Here is a 17,117-nt window from a genome sequence, read left to right as displayed (position 1 = left end):
ATTTTGAGTTTTAAAAGATAAGTAGACAAACGAGAAAATTACATTTATAGATGAGTTTGGTTCACCTATAAGTATTATTGGGAGAAAGTATGCAAGTTTCTTTGCAGGCCCTTAAAGCATTTGAATCAGCAGCTCGATTGGGTAGTTTTAAGTTAGCCGCTGAAGAACTTTCGCTCACACCAACTGCAATTTCGCATCATGTTACAAATCTAGAAAGCAGATTAAATGTTGATTTATTTCACCGACAAGTAAGAAAAATAACGCTTACAACAACAGGAGAAAGACTGGCTGGTGCAATTTCCGAAGGATTTCGTAAAATTGAAGATGCCTTAGATGAAATAACGGTAAATGGAAACGTAGTGAGAGTGGCGAGTACGTCCTCACTCGCTGCAATGGTATTAATTCCTTCAATAAATGAATTTTATCAATTGCATCCCGATATCTCAGTGGAATTTTCTACGGGTGAAACTTTAGACAATCACTTATATACATTACCTATTCGATATGGTGATGTATCTTCAGTACCTTCTAAAGATGTCCTTAAATATGAGTCTTTTAATGTATTTGGCGTATCTAAACTCGCTCTGTCCAAAGATACGAGTGAGCCAATAACTTTATTCACCACAGAATGGAAAAATAAAGGATTACCAAGTCCACCATTAGAGAGCTGGCTTGAGGTGAATGGATGGGACCAAAAGAGGGTAACTATTAAGAAGTTTGATCAGGAGATTTTTGGGATACACGAGGCTTTATCTGCCAATGGGTTAGTATTTTGTTCTGCTATACTGACCCATAGGTTTGTTAAAGCCAATCTTTTGCAGGAATTCGAAACTAAACCCATTCAATCAGAGCTGTGTTACTACATTCCAAATAGGGAAGATTTTAAAAATAGAAATGCTAGAAAATTTATCGATTGGGTAGAACATTTATTCAATCAATAAACTTATATCTTTGATTGGTTTTAACTACACAACACTAAAACTTATATAGCCTTTTTATGTTATAAAATTAGATAAATTAATAATTAGAGAGATAAATATGCTTAATAACTTTAATGCTGAACAAGCTCGTCAAAACGCTAAAAACTTTAAAATAAATCAAGACGTCATATTGGAAAAAATTTTAACTGGTACTGAGTCTGAATCTAAGGAGGGGAAGCGAAAAACAACTTTCTGGTTTCCTGTTGATGCTATAAGTCCTGATCATCTTACATTGGTGGAAGAGGAGCTTAAAAGTAGAGGGTTTAATGTCTCAACTGATATTGAACATTCAGGTACCACCATCACAATTGAAATAAGCTTCTAATTATTGATTGTTTTAACTAAACCACCCTTAAAAAAGAGTGGTTTTTTTATTACATGATTTATCGTGAGCTAAAAGAAGTTAAATATAAATTTATTTACAATTAAAATTATATTAATCAAGATATTATTTGACAGGTTCTATCTTCTTCTGTAGCTTTACTTTTTGAGTGGAATATGGATATGAACTTCCAAACAATACTTTTATCTTTCAAAAATCAATCTACTGGTACAGATGCATTTAAGGATTTAAAAAATGCTTGTGAGCAGTCTCTTAAAGAATCTAAAGATACAAAAGAAAAAGCAGCAGTTTACCTAATCTACGGTTTCGCACGTAGTTACGTAATATTATATGAAGATGAAGCTGTAACAACCGAATTTGCTCATACCTCTAAAACTAAGCTTATTGCCTATATGGAAAGCCTTAACCAAGCTTTATTGAGCCAAGATGATAGCGCTATTTTGAATGCTTTAAATCTGGTAAGCAATGACTATATAAAAAGCTCTCGAGTTTTCTAAACATTATTGATTTATTTTTGATGAAAATACTTCTTTAGCCAAAGCTAAAGAAGTATTTAATGTTTGTTTTAGTGAGACTTTTTCTTACCGCCACCATCTTGTTTATTGACGGTAGACCATGCAATTCGTTCGGCTTCTTCTTGAGAATGACCTCTATCTACTTCACTTTCAACAATATGTTTGGCCTGACGTTTTTGTTTTGCTGTATAAGCACTTTTATCACCACGAGGCATAATTTTGTCCTCCATATCTATGAACAAGATACTTATTATTGAAACATATTCAGATAATAACTAAGTTAAGTAACGTCTGGTGATGTGTAGTGAAGTGGTTAAAAGTTTTAATTAAATGTATGTGTCTCTATAAGGGGCGAATAAATTTAATAATATATTTTTCAAACATCTAAATAGTAATTTAAAAATTTACCAATAAAGAAGTATTTGATAATGAATACTTTTTATAAGTCCTAAAACTGGTTTTATTTTAGTAAAATAGATTTTATATTTTAATATTTAAAATCAATAGGTTAAATTGTTTTTGTAAAATCTAATCCCTGTTTAGAACAAAGTTATTATCGACCTTAATCAATGTTGTAGGTTAATATTTCTCAAGAATTAAAAAAACGACTGATGCGTAAACAAACCTGCGTGTGTGTGTCGTTTTTTTTCATGTATGCTGTCCTTAGTTCAAGAGTTGATTTGAAATGCACTGTGATATTTATAGATCGAGCAAAAAAGATGAAATGTACATGTATATTGCTCGTCCAAACTATCCTGACGATGCGGAGCAAGCTGATCCGTTTGAAAATGTTCCTGAAGCTGTTTTACAAGCGTTTGGTCGTGCAACGTTTGTCATGCATTTAGAGTTGGCTCCAACACGTAAATTGGCGCGTGTTAATGTTTTACATGTTTTAGACTCATTACAAACAAAAGGTTTCTTTATTCAGATGCCGCCAGAAGGGTTAATTAACCCGAATGCAGTTGAACCAGAGGGCTTACGTGGTGCGTGAAGATCAAACTGGAATAATGAATCAATTATTTTCTTTTTTGGATGTTATTCCTGAAGGTGTTATTGCTTTAACAGCTTATGGAATAGGCGCTATTATTGCTTTGTGGTGTTGGTGGCGATTAATGCGCCGTCTTCCTACAACTCTTGGTGCAATTAGCTGGCTTGTCGTTTTTGCTATTTTAGTCACACCAACCGTGTCTGAAGGGCCGAATGCATCTGTGGCACCTGCTATTTTTGGACTTCTTTTTGGTGTTTTAACTAAAGATAGTCCGTTAATTTGGTCGAATTTATCTTTAATTCTGTTTGTCGTTGGTCTAGGTTTGGTGATTGGATATTGTTGGTCAAAATATTCAACAAACAAAAACATGCGTTCCATCTAACCATTGAAATAGAAAAATAAGGTCTTTACATGTCTGCTGATACCCAACATTTTACTGGTACAGATCAATATATCGCGACTGATAGTCTTAAGCTCGCTGTAAAAGCAGCTCGTGCTTTGCAAAAACCTTTACTGGTTAAGGGTGAACCGGGCACGGGGAAAACTTTACTTGCTGAACAAGTAGCAGAAAGCTTGGGATTAAAATTGATTACTTGGCATATCAAATCAACAACCAAAGCGCAGCAAGGGTTGTATGAATATGATGCGGTTTCTCGTTTAAGAGACAGCCAGTTAGGTGATGATCGAGTTTACGATATTAAGAACTATATTAAACCCGGTAAATTGTGGGAAGCTTTCACGAGTGAAGAGCGTTGTGTTTTGTTAATTGATGAAATTGATAAAGCTGATATCGAGTTTCCAAATGACTTGCTGCATGAACTCGATAAAATGTCTTTTTATGTTTATGAAACCAATGAAACAATTACCGCAACACAGCGCCCAATTGTAATTATTACTTCGAATAATGAAAAAGAATTACCCGATGCTTTCTTGCGTCGTTGTTTCTTCCACTACATTGAGTTTCCAGATGAAGCGACCATGCGAGAAATCATTGCGGTTCATTTCCCCAATATCTCTGCAACATTGGTGAACGAAGCTTTACAGGTATTCTTTAAACTCCGTGAAATTCCTAATTTGAAGAAACCGCCATCGACTTCTGAGTTAATTGATTGGTTAAGTTTACTCATGGCAGATGATATGCCAGAAGATGTATTACGCAATCGAGATACATCTAAAGCGATTCCACCTTTATATGGTGCTCTCATCAAAAACGAGCAGGATGTGCAACTTCTCGAACGCTTGGCTTTCATGTCTCGACGTTAAGGGAGGGAGTAACCCATGTTTGTGCGGTTATTTTACACCTTACGTAAATATGGTGTTCCAGTTACGACTCGTGAACTCATTGATTTAAACCGTGCAGTGAGTGAAGGCTTAGTTTTTGCCGATCAAGAAGAGTTTTATCAGCTTGCTAAAACTATTTTAGTTAAAGATGAGCGCTTTTTTGATAAGTTTGATCGTGCCATGAAAGATTACTTTGATGGCATTGAAACTTTTGATCTGGATGAGTTACTCAAGCAAGTTCATAAATTACCAAAAGACTGGTTCGATTTAGAACTTCTCGAAAAGCATTTAACACCAGAGCAAAGAGCTGAACTCGAAAAAGCAGGTTCCTTAGAAGAACTGATGAAAATGCTGGAAGAGCGGTTACGCGAACAGCATAAGAAACACCAAGGTGGCAACCGTATGGTTGGCACAGGTGGAACTTCACCTTTTGGAGCCTTTGGTGACCATCCTGAAGGCGTACGCATTGGTGGACCAGGCCGTAAACGTTCTGCGGTTAAAGTCTGGGAACAGCGGAAATACCAAAATCTAGATGACGACCAAGTTCTTGGAACTCGTCAGATGCAAATTGCTTTACGACGTTTACGCAAATTTGCTCGCCAAGGCGCAGCTGAAGAGTTAGATGTTGACGGAACTATTCGAGAAACAGCCAAACAAGGTATTTTGGATGTTCAGATGGTGCCAGAGCGTCGTAATCGAATCAAAGTACTCATGTTGTTTGATGTGGGCGGTTCAATGGATGCTCATATTGCTCAATGTGAAAAACTCTTTAGTGCTGCTAAAAGTGAGTTTAAGACACTCGAATACTTTTATTTCCACAACTGTCTTTATGACTATGTCTGGAAAGATAATTACCGAAGAACTGCGACCCGCATGAATACGTGGGATTTGTTTCATACCTATGGACGTGACTATCGTGTAATTGTCGTAGGTGATGCCAGTATGGCACCGTATGAGTTGAAATCGGTGGGTGGCTCGGTTGAATATATGAATGATGAAACAGGTGAGGTTTGGTTACGTCGCCTACGTCAGCATTTTGATAAAACAGCGTGGTTAAACCCTGAAACGGAAGGGTATTGGCATTACACTCAAACAATTGGTTGGATTAAAGAGATTTTTGAAAATCATATGTATCCAATGACGCTAAAAGGCATTGAGGATTTAACGCGCTACCTTTCTCGATAAACTTGATAACTTTAATAATTTAAAAAAGAGGATGATATGCAACATCAAATTAATGGTATTGCTTTACCGAATGAACAGGGATTCTTTGGTGAATATGGCGGTCAATTCATTCCGCCACATTTAAAAGAAGCAATGGATGAAATTAATGTTGCTTATGAAGAAATCCGCCATACAGCGGAATTTCAAAATGAACTATCAGATCTTTTTTCAAATTATGTAGGCCGTCCAAGTCCTTTATTTCATGCTAAGCGTCTGTCAGAACAGTTAGGCGGTGCGCAAATTTATTTAAAGCGTGAAGATTTAAATCACACAGGTGCCCACAAAATTAATCACTGCTTGGGTGAGGCCTTACTTGCTAAATATATGGGCAAAAAGAAGGTTATTGCTGAAACAGGTGCGGGTCAGCATGGGGTCGCTTTAGCAACGGCTTGTGCTTTAGTGGGTATTCCATGTGAAATCCACATGGGACAAGTCGATATTGAAAAAGAGCATCCTAATGTGGTCAAAATGAAAATTTTGGGTGCTCGTTTGGTAGCAGTTACACGTGGTACAGCAACTTTAAAAGATGCCGTAGATAGTGCATTTGAAGAATATTTAAAAGATCCTAAAAACTTTATATATGCAATTGGTTCTGTAGTTGGACCACATCCATTTCCAAAAATGGTTCGAGATTTTCAATCGATTATTGGTAATGAAATTAAAGAGCAGACACATCATCGTTTTGGAAAAAATCCGGATTATGTGGTGGCATGTGTAGGGGGCGGTTCAAATGCGATTGGCGCTTTTACCGCATTTTTAAATGATTCGGATGTGAAATTAGTCGGGATTGAACCAGCTGGACATGGTTTAGAGACCAATATGCATTCAGCAACGCTAACTTTAGGTAAGCCAAGCCAAATTCATGGTATGGCGTGTTACGTGCTTGAAAATGAAGCTGGTGAACCGTTACCTGTGCATTCTATTGCTTCAGGATTGGACTATCCGGGTGTTGGGCCACAACATAGTTTCTTAAAAGATTTAGGCCGTGTCGAATATAGCACTGCAACTGACCAAGAATGTTTGGATGCTTTTATGACCTTATCTCGTGTTGAGGGCATTGTTCCTGCACTTGAAAGTTCACATGCAGTCGCTTGGGCAATTCGTGAAGCGCCAAAGCTGTCGAAAGAAACCATGATTGTGGTTAATCTCTCTGGACGTGGAGATAAAGACTCTGATTATGTAGCAGAGAAGCTTAAGCTTTAAGCCAACTCAAGACGAAAAGCGGTCAATATTTAAAGACCGTTTTTTTATTTTAGAAATTAAATTTATGGCTACTTAAAACTTCATTATTTCTTAATTAAAACAAAGTATTCTAATTTTAAGCTGTGATTGTTAGAGATAGGTGTGTAAAACACTGGTTCACAAGGCAAAGCGTTGCGTTGCTTGGTATCACTCAGTAGAATAGTCACTTTGCAAAATTTGCCTTTGGAGACGCCTAAGTGGAGCGACCGACGATTAGCCCTGAACATTTACAGGAAGCTGCTGAAAATTTATCAACAATTCGAGATTTTATTCGTTTTGGGGTATCAGCATTACGTCAACATGATGCACATTTAGGACAAGGTACTGAAGATTATTTTGCAGAAAGTTCTGCATTAGTTTTACAAACCTTATCTCTTGAATGGTCAGCAGACGCAGAAATTCTAGATGCCAAGTTATTACCAAGTGAAAAAGCAGAATTTTTAAGTTTGTTAGAACGTCGTATTAATGATCGTATTCCAACTTCTTATTTATTAAATTTAGCTTACTTCTTTAATAAGCCATTTTATGTAGATGAGCGTGTACTTATTCCACGTTCACCAATTGCAGAGTTAATTGAGCAACGTTTTGCACCTTATTGCTTAGATGAAAATGGTCAAATGCGCGAAGCTCTCAATAACTTACCAGAAAATGCAAAGCCTAAGACACCACAACGTATTTTAGATATGTGTACAGGCTCTGGTTGTATTGCTGTAGCTTTAGCTTATGCTTACCCAGATGCTGAAGTGGATGCAACAGACATTTCTAAAGAAGCCTTAGAAGTAGCTTCGATTAATGTTGAACACCACAATAAACAATATCAAGTTGCGTTACTTGAATCTGATTTATTTGCCAAGATTCCAGCTGAAAATCAGTATGATTTGATTGTAAGTAATCCTCCGTATGTTGATGCCGAAGATATGGCTGACTTACCAGAAGAGTTTTTACATGAACCTGAACTTGCTTTGGCAGCAGGCCAAGATGGTTTAGACCTCGTGCGTAAAATGCTTGCTCAAGCAGCAGATTATTTAACTGAAGATGGTCTTATTGTTATTGAAGTTGGTAACTCTGAATGGGCTATGCGTCAGAACTTCAATACTATTGATTTCAACTGGCTTACTTTCCAAAAAGGTGGTTCTGGCATTTTTGCTTTAACCGCAGAACAATGTCGTCGTTATAGAAAACTATTTGAACAGCAACAAGCATAAGGAGTTGTACATATGGCAGGGAACAGTATTGGACAACTCTTTCGTGTAACGACATGTGGTGAGTCTCATGGCGTTGGTCTCATGGCAATTGTTGATGGCGTGCCACCTGGTCTTGAGCTAAACGAAGAAGATCTACAACAAGATCTAGACCGCCGTAAGCCAGGTACATCGAAATTTGCAACTCAGCGCAAAGAGCCTGATCAAGTTGAAATTATTTCTGGTGTGTTTGAGGGTAAAACCACGGGTACACCAATCGGTTTACTCATTCGAAATACTGACCAGAAATCCAAAGATTACGGCAATATCGCGCAAACCTTTAGACCGGGCCATGCGGACTACACCTATACACAAAAGTATGGTTTCCGTGATTACCGCGGTGGTGGACGTTCTAGTGCTCGTGAAACTGCTATGCGTGTTGCAGCGGGTGCTATTGCTAAAAAATATTTAGCAGAAAAGTTCGGCGTTTCGATTCGCGGCCATGTCACCCAAATTGGTAATGAAATTGCTGAAAAATTGGATTGGAATGAAGTTCCGAATAATCCATTTTTCTGTGGTGATGTCGATGCTGTTCCCCGTTTTGAAGCACTAGTGACATCTTTGCGTGAACAAGGTACCAGCTGTGGTGCCAAGCTAGAAATTTTAGCTGAAAAAGTTCCTGTAGGTTGGGGTGAACCTGTTTTTGATCGTCTTGATGCTGATATTGCTCATGCCATGATGAGTATTAATGCGGTTAAAGGGGTAGAAATTGGTGACGGTTTCGCAGTTGCCGGGCAATTTGGTCATGAAACACGTGATGAGTTGACGAGTAATGGCTTCTTGGCGAACCATGCAGGCGGTATTTTGGGTGGTATCTCAAGTGGTCAAACCATTCGAGTCGCTATTGCATTAAAGCCTACTGCAAGTATTACAACGCCAGGGAAAACGATTAATTTAAATCGTGAAGATACTGACGTATTGACTAAAGGTCGTCACGACCCATGCGTAGGTGTACGAGCGACTCCAATTGCAGAAGCAATGTTGGCTATTGTCCTCATGGACCATTTCTTGCGCCATCGTGCCCAAAATGCAGATGTAATTCCACCATTTGCACCAATTGAACCATAGTTATAATTTTTGACTATATTAAATAAAGCCCTATATTTAACCTAAATGTGGGGCTTTTAATTTTTATTAGATTAGAACTTGTTAAATTTTAAATTATTTCTTGTCTTATAATTCCTATACAAATATAATGCCGTGCGATTTATTTTTGAATATATTTATCTTTTAATATTGGGAATTAAAGTTTCATTAATTTACTGAGAGGACTCAATATCTATATTTATTTCTAGAAGCTAATTTCACTAAACTGCTTCTATATAAACTTATTACATATTTAAATTTTATTACTTTAAACAAATTATTTTGAAGTCATCATTGAAATTGGGGAAATATCAATGAATCAATGCACATATAGAATTGGCTGTATGTCAAAGGATAAACTATTGCCAAAAAACTTACAGGCAATGATAAAAGTTATTCATGACTTATCTTTATCTTCTCAGCTATGTGAAAACTGGATATATAGCGATGATAACCCAGATATATATATTATTGATTTAGATAGTGGCTACACCAATATCCTTATTCCTAAAAAAATTAAAATCGTATTAAGTAATAATCCTGAGCTTTTAAAAGGTTACCAATATGGGCTGAAGAGACCAATACGGTATCAGGAACTTTTGAATATATTGAAAGAAGTGGAAAATAACGAGTATTTCCAAAAGACTCATCAAGAGCGTATAGCAAGTAATAAAAATATAGCTTCTAAAGAATTTGAGGAAACAAAAATTTTATATAAACTTGTTTGTTATCCAAACTTTAAAAACATTCATGCGGAGCAGATTGTTAACGTAACTAGAGTTTGTGCTTTATTGTCTATTGAATCAAAAACAGCACAAGAAATTAAGAAGTTTTTGAACTTATCTGTAGATGAAATACAAAAAATTATAGAAATTATTAGAAAAGAGGCCTATCCAAACGATGAAACAATACATGAGAATATTGTTTCAATATTACCATTTTCAAATAAGACTATTCCCAATACACCCCAAAGAATACAACAAAATCTTCTATTTTACTTTTTTAATAAAATCTGGAGAAAGTTGAAGAATGGATTTCTAATAAATTAAAGTATTTCTAAAGTAGAGTAATTAAATTCGATAATTTTTTATAAATTATCTTTAGCTTTTGCCACGGATGGAAAAGCTAATATTGATTACTTATCATTTTGAATCGAATCAAGGAGTGCAAAACAGTAAATTATATATTTATTAATCAAAAAATATTCTCAATATTATTTTGACTCTTTAAGTTAAATCTACAATTTGTTCTTCATTTACAGCGATCTTATATTGATTACGTCCATTCGTTTTTGCTTTATATAATGCATGGTCAGCTCGTGCAACAAAAGCAGAAATTGAGTCGTTTAGTCGTGGAATTGTGGTTGCGACTCCAACGCTAATGGTGACATAGGGTGAAACATCACTACATGGATGCTTAATCGCAATCTTACTAATTGCATTCATCAAACGCTCGACCTGTATTAAAGCTTGCTGCGCATTTGTCATTGGGAATAATAGTAAGAACTCTTCGCCACCATAACGAGCAACTAAATCACCACTACGAGCAGCAATAGAAGAAATTGCAACTGCAATTTCTTTTAAACATTCATCACCTTTTATATGTCCTAGTGTGTCATTGTAAGATTTAAAATAATCAATATCGACCATCATGATGGTAAGGGGAGTTTCATGGCGTAATGCGCGTCGCCATTCATTATCAAGAGTCTCATCTAAATAGCGGCGATTGGCTAAACCTGTAAGTGCATCTTGCTGCGAAAGTAAAGAAAGTTGCTGTGCTTGTTGCATGAGCTCAATACGGTTTAGCTCGATCATGCAGTTTTGTAAATAGTTTTCACGGTGCTGACGGTCAGTTGCATAGGCGAGAGTCATTCCTAGAAAACTACTAAAGGTATAAGTGCGGTTCAGAAAAGTCCAGTCGATTACACCATTTAAGTAGTTACTTACTAAAATTCCAGCTAGTCCTCCTATCCATCCAGCAAATATGGCGGTATAGAAACGCATACCAACAGCACCATAAATAATGACAATTGCATACATCATCGCTGCATGAAAAAGAACATTTTCTTGTCCATTTTCTATAACGTTAATTAAAATAAAAGTAATTGCTACCGCTAAAGCTGAGCCAATTCCTACATAATAATCAAAATACTGATTTAATTTTTTAATAAATGATAAAATCCAAGCAATAAAAATAATTACACCGACCCAAGAATAATAGTTAAACCAGGGTAAAACTTGCTCAGTTGGCAATACTTGATATATACCAAAACTTAAAAATATATATAATATTAAAATAATAGGTGCTCTATAGCGGAACTCATAGGCAGCACCGTTTTGGTATTGAAAACGATAAATCGTTTCAAGCTGCTTTGGAAACCATACGAAATTTAAACCTCGCGTGGTTAATAAATCTATTTGTTCCTGTCCCAATATATTGGAACCCTGCAACTTCATAATTAATGCTCTCTATATTGGAAGTTGTCATAAAATGAGACTTATTTTAAGTAAAGTTCCATCTAAAAATATTGATTATATAATGTGTGGTTTATAGAAAATAATAATACAGTTTTTTTAAAAAAGTAATGATTTTTATCTATGTTAAATGTGATAAAAATCACGACATTTCAATGATTAGCGGAACAATTATCTAAAGATCCACAATCCATCGAAAAAAGTTACAAATGGTCGATTAACGATTGTATCTTTATCATTTTCGGATAGACTTATAGCGTGAAATACAGATGATTGCTGTCATATAAATAGGAAAATTAGCAATGACTGCTCTAAATCAATATGGAATGAATTTAGAAATTACACCGCATAATGAATGGTCACAACGGTTCTGGGACGACCTGTTACCAGCGAAAGAACGGGTGAGTAAACATCCGTTTTTTACGGAAATGGCCAATGGGGGATTGAGCCTAGATAGTTTCCGTTATGCTTTACTTAATTTCTATCCATTAGTCGCCCATTTCCCGTCGTATATGGCTGGAGCATTAGGCAAAGCAACATGTTTTTCTGAGCCTGGAGTTACAGAAGCAAGAGATTGGTTAATCCAAAATATCAAGGTAGAAGAGCGACACTTAAAATGGTATCGCGATTGGGCTGGAGGTTTTGGCTTAACTGTCGATGAGCTTGATCATGTACGCCCACCGGCTGCAATGAATGCGGTAAACCATTTTCTATGGAATATGAGTTATCGTGGAAATTTGGCAGAATGTCTTGCTGCAACAAATTTGGCGATTGAATGGGCAACTGGAGATTGGTCAATTCAGGTGTATAAAGGTATTCATACCTATACTAATCATCCTGAAGTCACGATTGATAAACGTTCTTTAGCTTGGCTGCGCGCTCATGCCCATTATGATGATCTTCATCCATATGAAGCTATGGAGTTGATTAAGCGCTTATGTAATGATCGTCCTGACTGGCAGCAAAAAGCATTTCATGCTGCCGAAGAAGGGCTACGGTATTATGAATTAGCCCTAGACGACTGCTATAAAGTACAGCTTCAGGCTTCTGCTTGATCTCACTTAAAAAAGGGAGAATATCGTATGGATATTCTCCCTTTTATTTTATTCAAGCAATTTTAAAAGTTTAGTTCGATAAGGTGTTTCTTCGGGTAATAATTCAAGCAAACGTTCAACAGCATCTACACGGTCCGGAACACGGCTGACTACTCGTAATAGTTGGTCAATATCTTCAATTTGATAAATCACATGACTCAAGCGAGCATCAAAGCAATCTCTCCATGCACATAAAAATGGACTTTCTGATTTAGATAAAAAACTTCCTCTATAGAGTGTAAGGGTGGTCGATGTGAAACCAAGGTTTAATGCTTGCTCTGCCATTAAAAAATCACATTGAATTTCACAGTTAAGTCGATAGGGCCGTGACTCAATGACACCTGGAATTAAATTTCTAAGTTGAGAAAGTTCTGCTTTTAACGTGGTGGTACTTACAGGCCGGTCACCGTATAACGCATAGTGAAGTTCTTCAAGATTAATCCCTTCGGGACAGAGGGTTAGAATGCATAGAATTTCAATCTGGCGTTGAGTCAATGTAAGGCTGTGTTGGTTATATTGAACTTTGGGCGTTCCAAAGGCCTTAATATACAAAATATTTTTTTGATGTAGCTGAATTGCTTGCTTCACAATATCTGCACATCTTTCAACGGCTAAAAGACCAAGAGAATTATGCTTATGAGATTTAGTCGATAAATTCATAATCCCATAAAATTGACCAGTATGTGTATCGGTAATCGGTGCGGCATAACACACCCAATCCCTGACACTATTCATCTGGTTTTCATGTGAGTAAACGCAGTTCGGTGAGTGAGTATTTAATGCTAAACCTATTGCATTTTGTCCTACAGCCTGAGTAGACCACTGACCACCTTCAACAAAGTGTACTTGCTCGGCCGATGAGCGCATTGGATGGCTACTCCATGTCCAAAGTAGAGTGCCATGAGGATCAGTCACACCAATTGCCATATCGGCATCTTCGGCAATATGCATTAAATTGCGATGACACTCATGAATCGAACGACCAAATAATGAATGTTCCCATTCTTCATTAAGATCAAAAATAGGGGCTGCATCAAGGTCAAGAGATGGTTTCTTTCCTAATTTTTGAGAATGGGATGAAGATCCCGGCCGAAATAAGGACGGAGTAGTGTCTATAAAAGGCGATGATAATTGTTCTGACATATCCATATCGAAATTCCTTTATCATTGAAATGGCGTATCCGTAGCCGCTCAACTGTTATAACTTTTTTATTGTGACTATTTCCTAGTTATCTCCTTACATTAAATAATTTTATAGGTCTTGACCATTAGCCTATTGGATAAGTTTTGTTAATTGCCTATTCCTTACGATAAGACATTTTGTCGGCTGAAAGGTTTTGGTGCTGCTTCTCCAAAATATTGTCGATCAGCAAAATAGCTAGAACGGACCATCGGTGCACTCCAGATATTTTTAAAACCTAATCGTTTACCATGTCGAGTATATCGTTCAAATTCTTGTAAATTTACAAACCGATGAATAGGTGCATGTGATTTTGAAGGCTGAAGATATTGACCAATCGTGACAAGATCTACTTGATAATCTTTTAAGTCATTAAGTAGAGCAAGTACTTCTGCCTCAATTTCTCCTAACCCAACCATTAGACCAGATTTGGTTTTGATATCGGGACAATATGCTTTAAAGCGTTTTAGCAGCTCTAGTGAATGTTGATAGTCTGACCCAGGGCGCATCGCTTTATATAAACGAGGCACTGTCTCAATATTATGATTAAACACATCTGGTGGAGATAAACTCAAAGTTGAAAGCGCTGTTTCTAAACGTCCACGAAAATCTGGTACTAAAATCTCAATTAATGTCTCTGGACAACGCTTTCTGATCTCTTCAATACATTTTACAAAATGTGCAGCTCCACCGTCATGTAGATCGTCGCGGTCAACAGAGGTAATCACGACATATTTTAAGTTTAGGTTTGCGACTGTTTCTGCCAAGTGTTTAGGTTCATCTTCGTCTAAAGCTTTTGGGCGACCATGAGCGACATCACAAAAAGGGCAGCGTCTAGTACAGATGTCTCCCATAATCATAAATGTAGCTGTACCTCCACCAAAACATTCGGGTAAGTTTGGACAGGCTGCTTCTTCGCAAACGCTATGCAACTTTTGTTGGCGCAGCAAATTTTTTATCCGTTTGATTTCTTCAAAATCGGTTATTTTTGCTCTAATCCAATCCGGTTTAGTGGGTAACTCTTCTGTAGGTAAAATTTTAATAGGAATGCGAGCGACTTTATCTGCTCCTCTTAATTTAATACCAGTTTTTGCTTGTCTTTTAAAATCCATATTAATAATTCCATTTTGTTTAAAAATTATTTAAACTCCTGTTTTTTTAATTTAACAACTTATTTAAATCATATTAATAAGTCGCAATCAATTAAATACACAGGGTGTGGCGAGTATTATAAAATAAGAAAGGTTGGTTAAAGGTTTGTTTTTTAACTCAATGAAAATTATAAAAAATTTTTTAAATTATTTTTATGGGTTAAGTTTTTGAAATTAAAAAATTAATTAAGTTTATTTTAAATAAAAACTTTTTAGTCTAATAGATTAATTCTTGATTTTAGATTTAAGTATTTATAGCGAATTAGATTTTCGCTTGAAACTTGGTTGAACTTTTAAAATCAAGATAATAAAGGAAAAGGATATGCAATTAACGGAAGAGCAATTACTCGCAGCATATAAACGCATGCGTGATATTCGTGAATTTGAGGATCGACTTCACGAAGAAAATACCAATGGTGATATTCCAGGTTTTATTCACCTATACAGTGGAGAAGAGGCTGTTGCGGTTGGTATTTGTGAAAACCTAACCGACAAAGACTATATCACTTCAACCCATCGTGGACATGGGCACTGTATTGCAAAAGGTTGTGACATTCACGCCATGATGCTGGAAATTTTCGGTAAAGATGACGGACTGTGCCGTGGAAAAGGCGGTTCTATGCACATTGCCGATTTGGATAAAGGTATGCTCGGTGCCAACGGAATTGTGGGCGGCGGACCTCCTTTAGCAATTGGTGCAGCGTTGACAGCAAAAACCTTAAAAACTGGTGGCGTGGGACTGTCTTTTACAGGTGATGGCGGTTCAAACCAAGGCTTGACCTTTGAAGCAATGAATATGGCTGTTGTTCTTAAACTTCCAGTCATTTTTGTTTTCGAAAATAACGGTTTTGGTGAAGGTACAGGCCATGATTACGCGGTAGGAAGCAAAGACATTGCTGGTCGTGCAGCTGGTTTTGGTTTACCAGCAGTTAAAGTTGATGGTACCGATTTCTTCGCAGTTTATGAAGCGGCTCAAACTGCTATTGATCGTGCACGCCGTGGTGAAGGTCCAAGTGTGATTGAAACCATTACGAACCGCTTTTATGGCCACTTTGAAGGTGACCCAGGCTTGATTCGCTCTAAAGAAGAAGTCGAATTCATCAAAGAAAATAAAGATCCTTTGAAAATTTTCCGAGAAAAGGTCAAAGGCAAAATTGATGAAGCCAAACTAGACGAGATTGATGCAGCATCTAAAGCAAATGTTGATGATGCCGTTGCTAAAGCTCGTGCTGCGGCATACCCACAACCAGAACAACTCCTTACTGACGTCTATGTCTCTTACTAAAGGAATAGTAAAGATGCCAAATAAAAGTTTTCGCAATGCAATTAAAGAAGCCATTGAATCAGAAATGCGCCGTGACCCAACTGTTTTTGTGGTTGGTGAAGATGTGCGCGGCGGCCATGGTGGCAAAAATACCGAAGAGAACGAGCTTGAAGGCTTCGGTGGGGTACTTGGTGTAACCAAAGGTTTGTGGACGGAATTTGGTTCAGAACGTGTGATTGATACCCCAATTACCGAATCAGCGATTATTGGTATGGCCGCTGGTGCTGCGGCTACAGGTTTACGTCCTGTTGCTGACTTAATGTTTATGGATTTCTATGGTGTGTGTCATGACATGCTTTATAACCAAGCCGCTAAATTCCGTTATATGTTTGGCGGAAAAGCAAAAGCACCAATGGTTGTACGTGGCATGATTGGCGCAGGTTTCTCTGCGGCAGCTCAGCATTCTCAGTCACCGTATAACGTATTTGCTGCGGTTCCGGGCTTAAAAGTTGTAGTTCCATCTAGCCCATATGATGTGAAAGGACTGTTAATTCAAGCTATTCGTGATGATGACCCTGTAGTGTTCTGTGAGCATAAAATGCTTTATGACATTAAAGGCGAAGTTCCAGATGATGCCTATACTATTCCTTTTGGTGTAGCAAATTACACCCGTGAAGGGACAGATGTGACCATTATTGCTTTAGGCCTAATGGTACACCGTGCCAATGAAGTAGCAGACAAACTGGCAAAAGATGGCATTTCGGTTGAAGTGGTCGACCCTCGAACAATTTCACCTCTGGATGAAGAAGGAATTTTAGAGTCTATTGCATCGACTGGACGTGTGGTTATTGTGGATGAATCAGCGGCACGCTGTGGCTTTGGTCATGATGTTGCTGCACTGATCGCCCAAAAAGGTTTCCACTATTTGAAAGCACCTGTTGAACTCGTAACGCCACCACATACGCCTGTTCCATTCTCTCCAGTTTTAGAAAAAGAATGGATTCCAAGTGTAGAGCGTATTGAGCAAGCTGTGCGAAAAACATTGGAGGCTTAG

The 17,117-nt window shown here is 37.3% G+C and carries 18 protein-coding genes; 14 read left to right on the top strand and 4 right to left on the bottom strand.

Features of this window, described 5'->3' with window-relative positions; translation table 11 throughout:
- Nucleotides 1-89 precede the first annotated feature (89 nt).
- The 3 genes from SOI81_RS08735 (at nucleotide 90) to SOI81_RS08725 (ending at nucleotide 1,820) form a co-directional block, all read left to right on the top strand.
- Complete coding sequence (locus SOI81_RS08735) at nucleotides 90-941, top strand: LysR family transcriptional regulator (RefSeq protein WP_320540576.1); 852 nt, start codon at nucleotides 90-92, stop codon at nucleotides 939-941.
- Nucleotides 942-1,038: 97 nt separating this feature from the next.
- The gene (locus SOI81_RS08730) at nucleotides 1,039-1,305 is read left to right on the top strand and encodes a hypothetical protein (protein ID WP_320540575.1); all 267 of its coding nucleotides are present in this window, start codon (nucleotides 1,039-1,041) and stop codon (nucleotides 1,303-1,305) included.
- 179 nt (nucleotides 1,306-1,484) lie between these two features.
- Entirely contained in the window at nucleotides 1,485-1,820 is a 336-nt protein-coding gene (locus SOI81_RS08725; protein ID WP_031948238.1) for a hypothetical protein, read from the top strand.
- 68 nt (nucleotides 1,821-1,888) lie between these two features.
- Here the strand turns inward: SOI81_RS08725 and SOI81_RS08720 are convergent, their stop codons facing one another.
- On the bottom strand, nucleotides 1,889-2,053 hold the full coding sequence (locus SOI81_RS08720) for a hypothetical protein (RefSeq protein ID WP_016145178.1): 165 nt from the start codon (nucleotides 2,051-2,053) through the stop codon (nucleotides 1,889-1,891).
- A 515-nt stretch (nucleotides 2,054-2,568) separates the two neighbouring features.
- Between SOI81_RS08720 and SOI81_RS08715 the strand changes: the two genes are divergently transcribed.
- The 8 genes from SOI81_RS08715 (at nucleotide 2,569) to SOI81_RS08680 (ending at nucleotide 9,949) form a co-directional block, all read left to right on the top strand.
- Nucleotides 2,569-2,829, top strand: coding sequence for a YcgL domain-containing protein (locus tag SOI81_RS08715; protein WP_236698568.1), 261 nt, complete (start codon nucleotides 2,569-2,571; stop codon nucleotides 2,827-2,829).
- Complete coding sequence (locus SOI81_RS08710) at nucleotides 2,822-3,208, top strand: hypothetical protein (RefSeq protein WP_025470605.1); 387 nt, start codon at nucleotides 2,822-2,824, stop codon at nucleotides 3,206-3,208. Before SOI81_RS08715 ends, SOI81_RS08710 begins: the two co-directional genes overlap by 8 nt.
- A gap of 29 nt (nucleotides 3,209-3,237) precedes the next feature.
- Entirely contained in the window at nucleotides 3,238-4,089 is an 852-nt protein-coding gene (locus tag SOI81_RS08705) for a MoxR family ATPase (protein WP_320540574.1), read from the top strand.
- Between the two features lie 15 nt (nucleotides 4,090-4,104).
- Nucleotides 4,105-5,292: a vWA domain-containing protein gene (locus SOI81_RS08700; RefSeq protein WP_320540573.1), complete on the top strand. Its 1,188-nt coding sequence runs from the start codon at nucleotides 4,105-4,107 to the stop codon at nucleotides 5,290-5,292.
- 36 nt (nucleotides 5,293-5,328) lie between these two features.
- Entirely contained in the window at nucleotides 5,329-6,534 is a 1,206-nt protein-coding gene (gene trpB, locus SOI81_RS08695) for a tryptophan synthase subunit beta (protein ID WP_320540572.1), read from the top strand.
- A 236-nt stretch (nucleotides 6,535-6,770) separates the two neighbouring features.
- Nucleotides 6,771-7,778 (top strand): 50S ribosomal protein L3 N(5)-glutamine methyltransferase, encoded by a 1,008-nt coding sequence (gene prmB / locus SOI81_RS08690; RefSeq protein WP_016141110.1) that lies wholly within the window; start codon nucleotides 6,771-6,773, stop codon nucleotides 7,776-7,778.
- A gap of 12 nt (nucleotides 7,779-7,790) precedes the next feature.
- Nucleotides 7,791-8,882, top strand: coding sequence for a chorismate synthase (gene aroC / locus SOI81_RS08685; protein WP_239969123.1), 1,092 nt, complete (start codon nucleotides 7,791-7,793; stop codon nucleotides 8,880-8,882).
- Between the two features lie 332 nt (nucleotides 8,883-9,214).
- Nucleotides 9,215-9,949: a hypothetical protein gene (locus SOI81_RS08680; RefSeq protein WP_320540571.1), complete on the top strand. Its 735-nt coding sequence runs from the start codon at nucleotides 9,215-9,217 to the stop codon at nucleotides 9,947-9,949.
- 177 nt (nucleotides 9,950-10,126) lie between these two features.
- Here the strand turns inward: SOI81_RS08680 and SOI81_RS08675 are convergent, their stop codons facing one another.
- Nucleotides 10,127-11,356 (bottom strand): GGDEF domain-containing protein, encoded by a 1,230-nt coding sequence (locus tag SOI81_RS08675; RefSeq protein ID WP_016141107.1) that lies wholly within the window; start codon nucleotides 11,354-11,356, stop codon nucleotides 10,127-10,129.
- A 320-nt stretch (nucleotides 11,357-11,676) separates the two neighbouring features.
- Here SOI81_RS08675 and SOI81_RS08670 point away from each other — a divergent pair, with 320 nt between their 5' ends.
- Nucleotides 11,677-12,429, top strand: coding sequence for an iron-containing redox enzyme family protein (locus SOI81_RS08670; protein ID WP_320540570.1), 753 nt, complete (start codon nucleotides 11,677-11,679; stop codon nucleotides 12,427-12,429).
- A gap of 48 nt (nucleotides 12,430-12,477) precedes the next feature.
- Here SOI81_RS08670 and SOI81_RS08665 read toward each other — a convergent pair whose 3' ends face one another.
- Nucleotides 12,478-13,617, bottom strand: a complete 1,140-nt coding sequence (locus SOI81_RS08665; RefSeq protein WP_320540569.1) for a transcriptional regulator — start codon at nucleotides 13,615-13,617, stop codon at nucleotides 12,478-12,480.
- A gap of 156 nt (nucleotides 13,618-13,773) precedes the next feature.
- Complete coding sequence (gene lipA / locus SOI81_RS08660; protein ID WP_320540568.1) at nucleotides 13,774-14,760, bottom strand: lipoyl synthase; 987 nt, start codon at nucleotides 14,758-14,760, stop codon at nucleotides 13,774-13,776.
- A gap of 361 nt (nucleotides 14,761-15,121) precedes the next feature.
- Between lipA and acoA the strand changes: the two genes are divergently transcribed.
- Both acoA and acoB read left to right on the top strand, forming a co-directional pair.
- The gene (acoA, locus tag SOI81_RS08655) at nucleotides 15,122-16,084 is read left to right on the top strand and encodes a thiamine pyrophosphate-dependent dehydrogenase E1 component subunit alpha (RefSeq protein WP_004792523.1); all 963 of its coding nucleotides are present in this window, start codon (nucleotides 15,122-15,124) and stop codon (nucleotides 16,082-16,084) included.
- Between the two features lie 13 nt (nucleotides 16,085-16,097).
- On the top strand, nucleotides 16,098-17,117 hold the full coding sequence (gene acoB, locus SOI81_RS08650; RefSeq protein ID WP_239975600.1) for an alpha-ketoacid dehydrogenase subunit beta: 1,020 nt from the start codon (nucleotides 16,098-16,100) through the stop codon (nucleotides 17,115-17,117).

The organism is Acinetobacter pittii (genome assembly GCF_034067285.1).
GTDB lineage: Bacteria > Pseudomonadota > Gammaproteobacteria > Pseudomonadales > Moraxellaceae > Acinetobacter > Acinetobacter pittii_E.
Note: the sequence above shows the minus strand (reverse complement) of the source record. Positions and strands in the feature narration are given on the sequence as shown.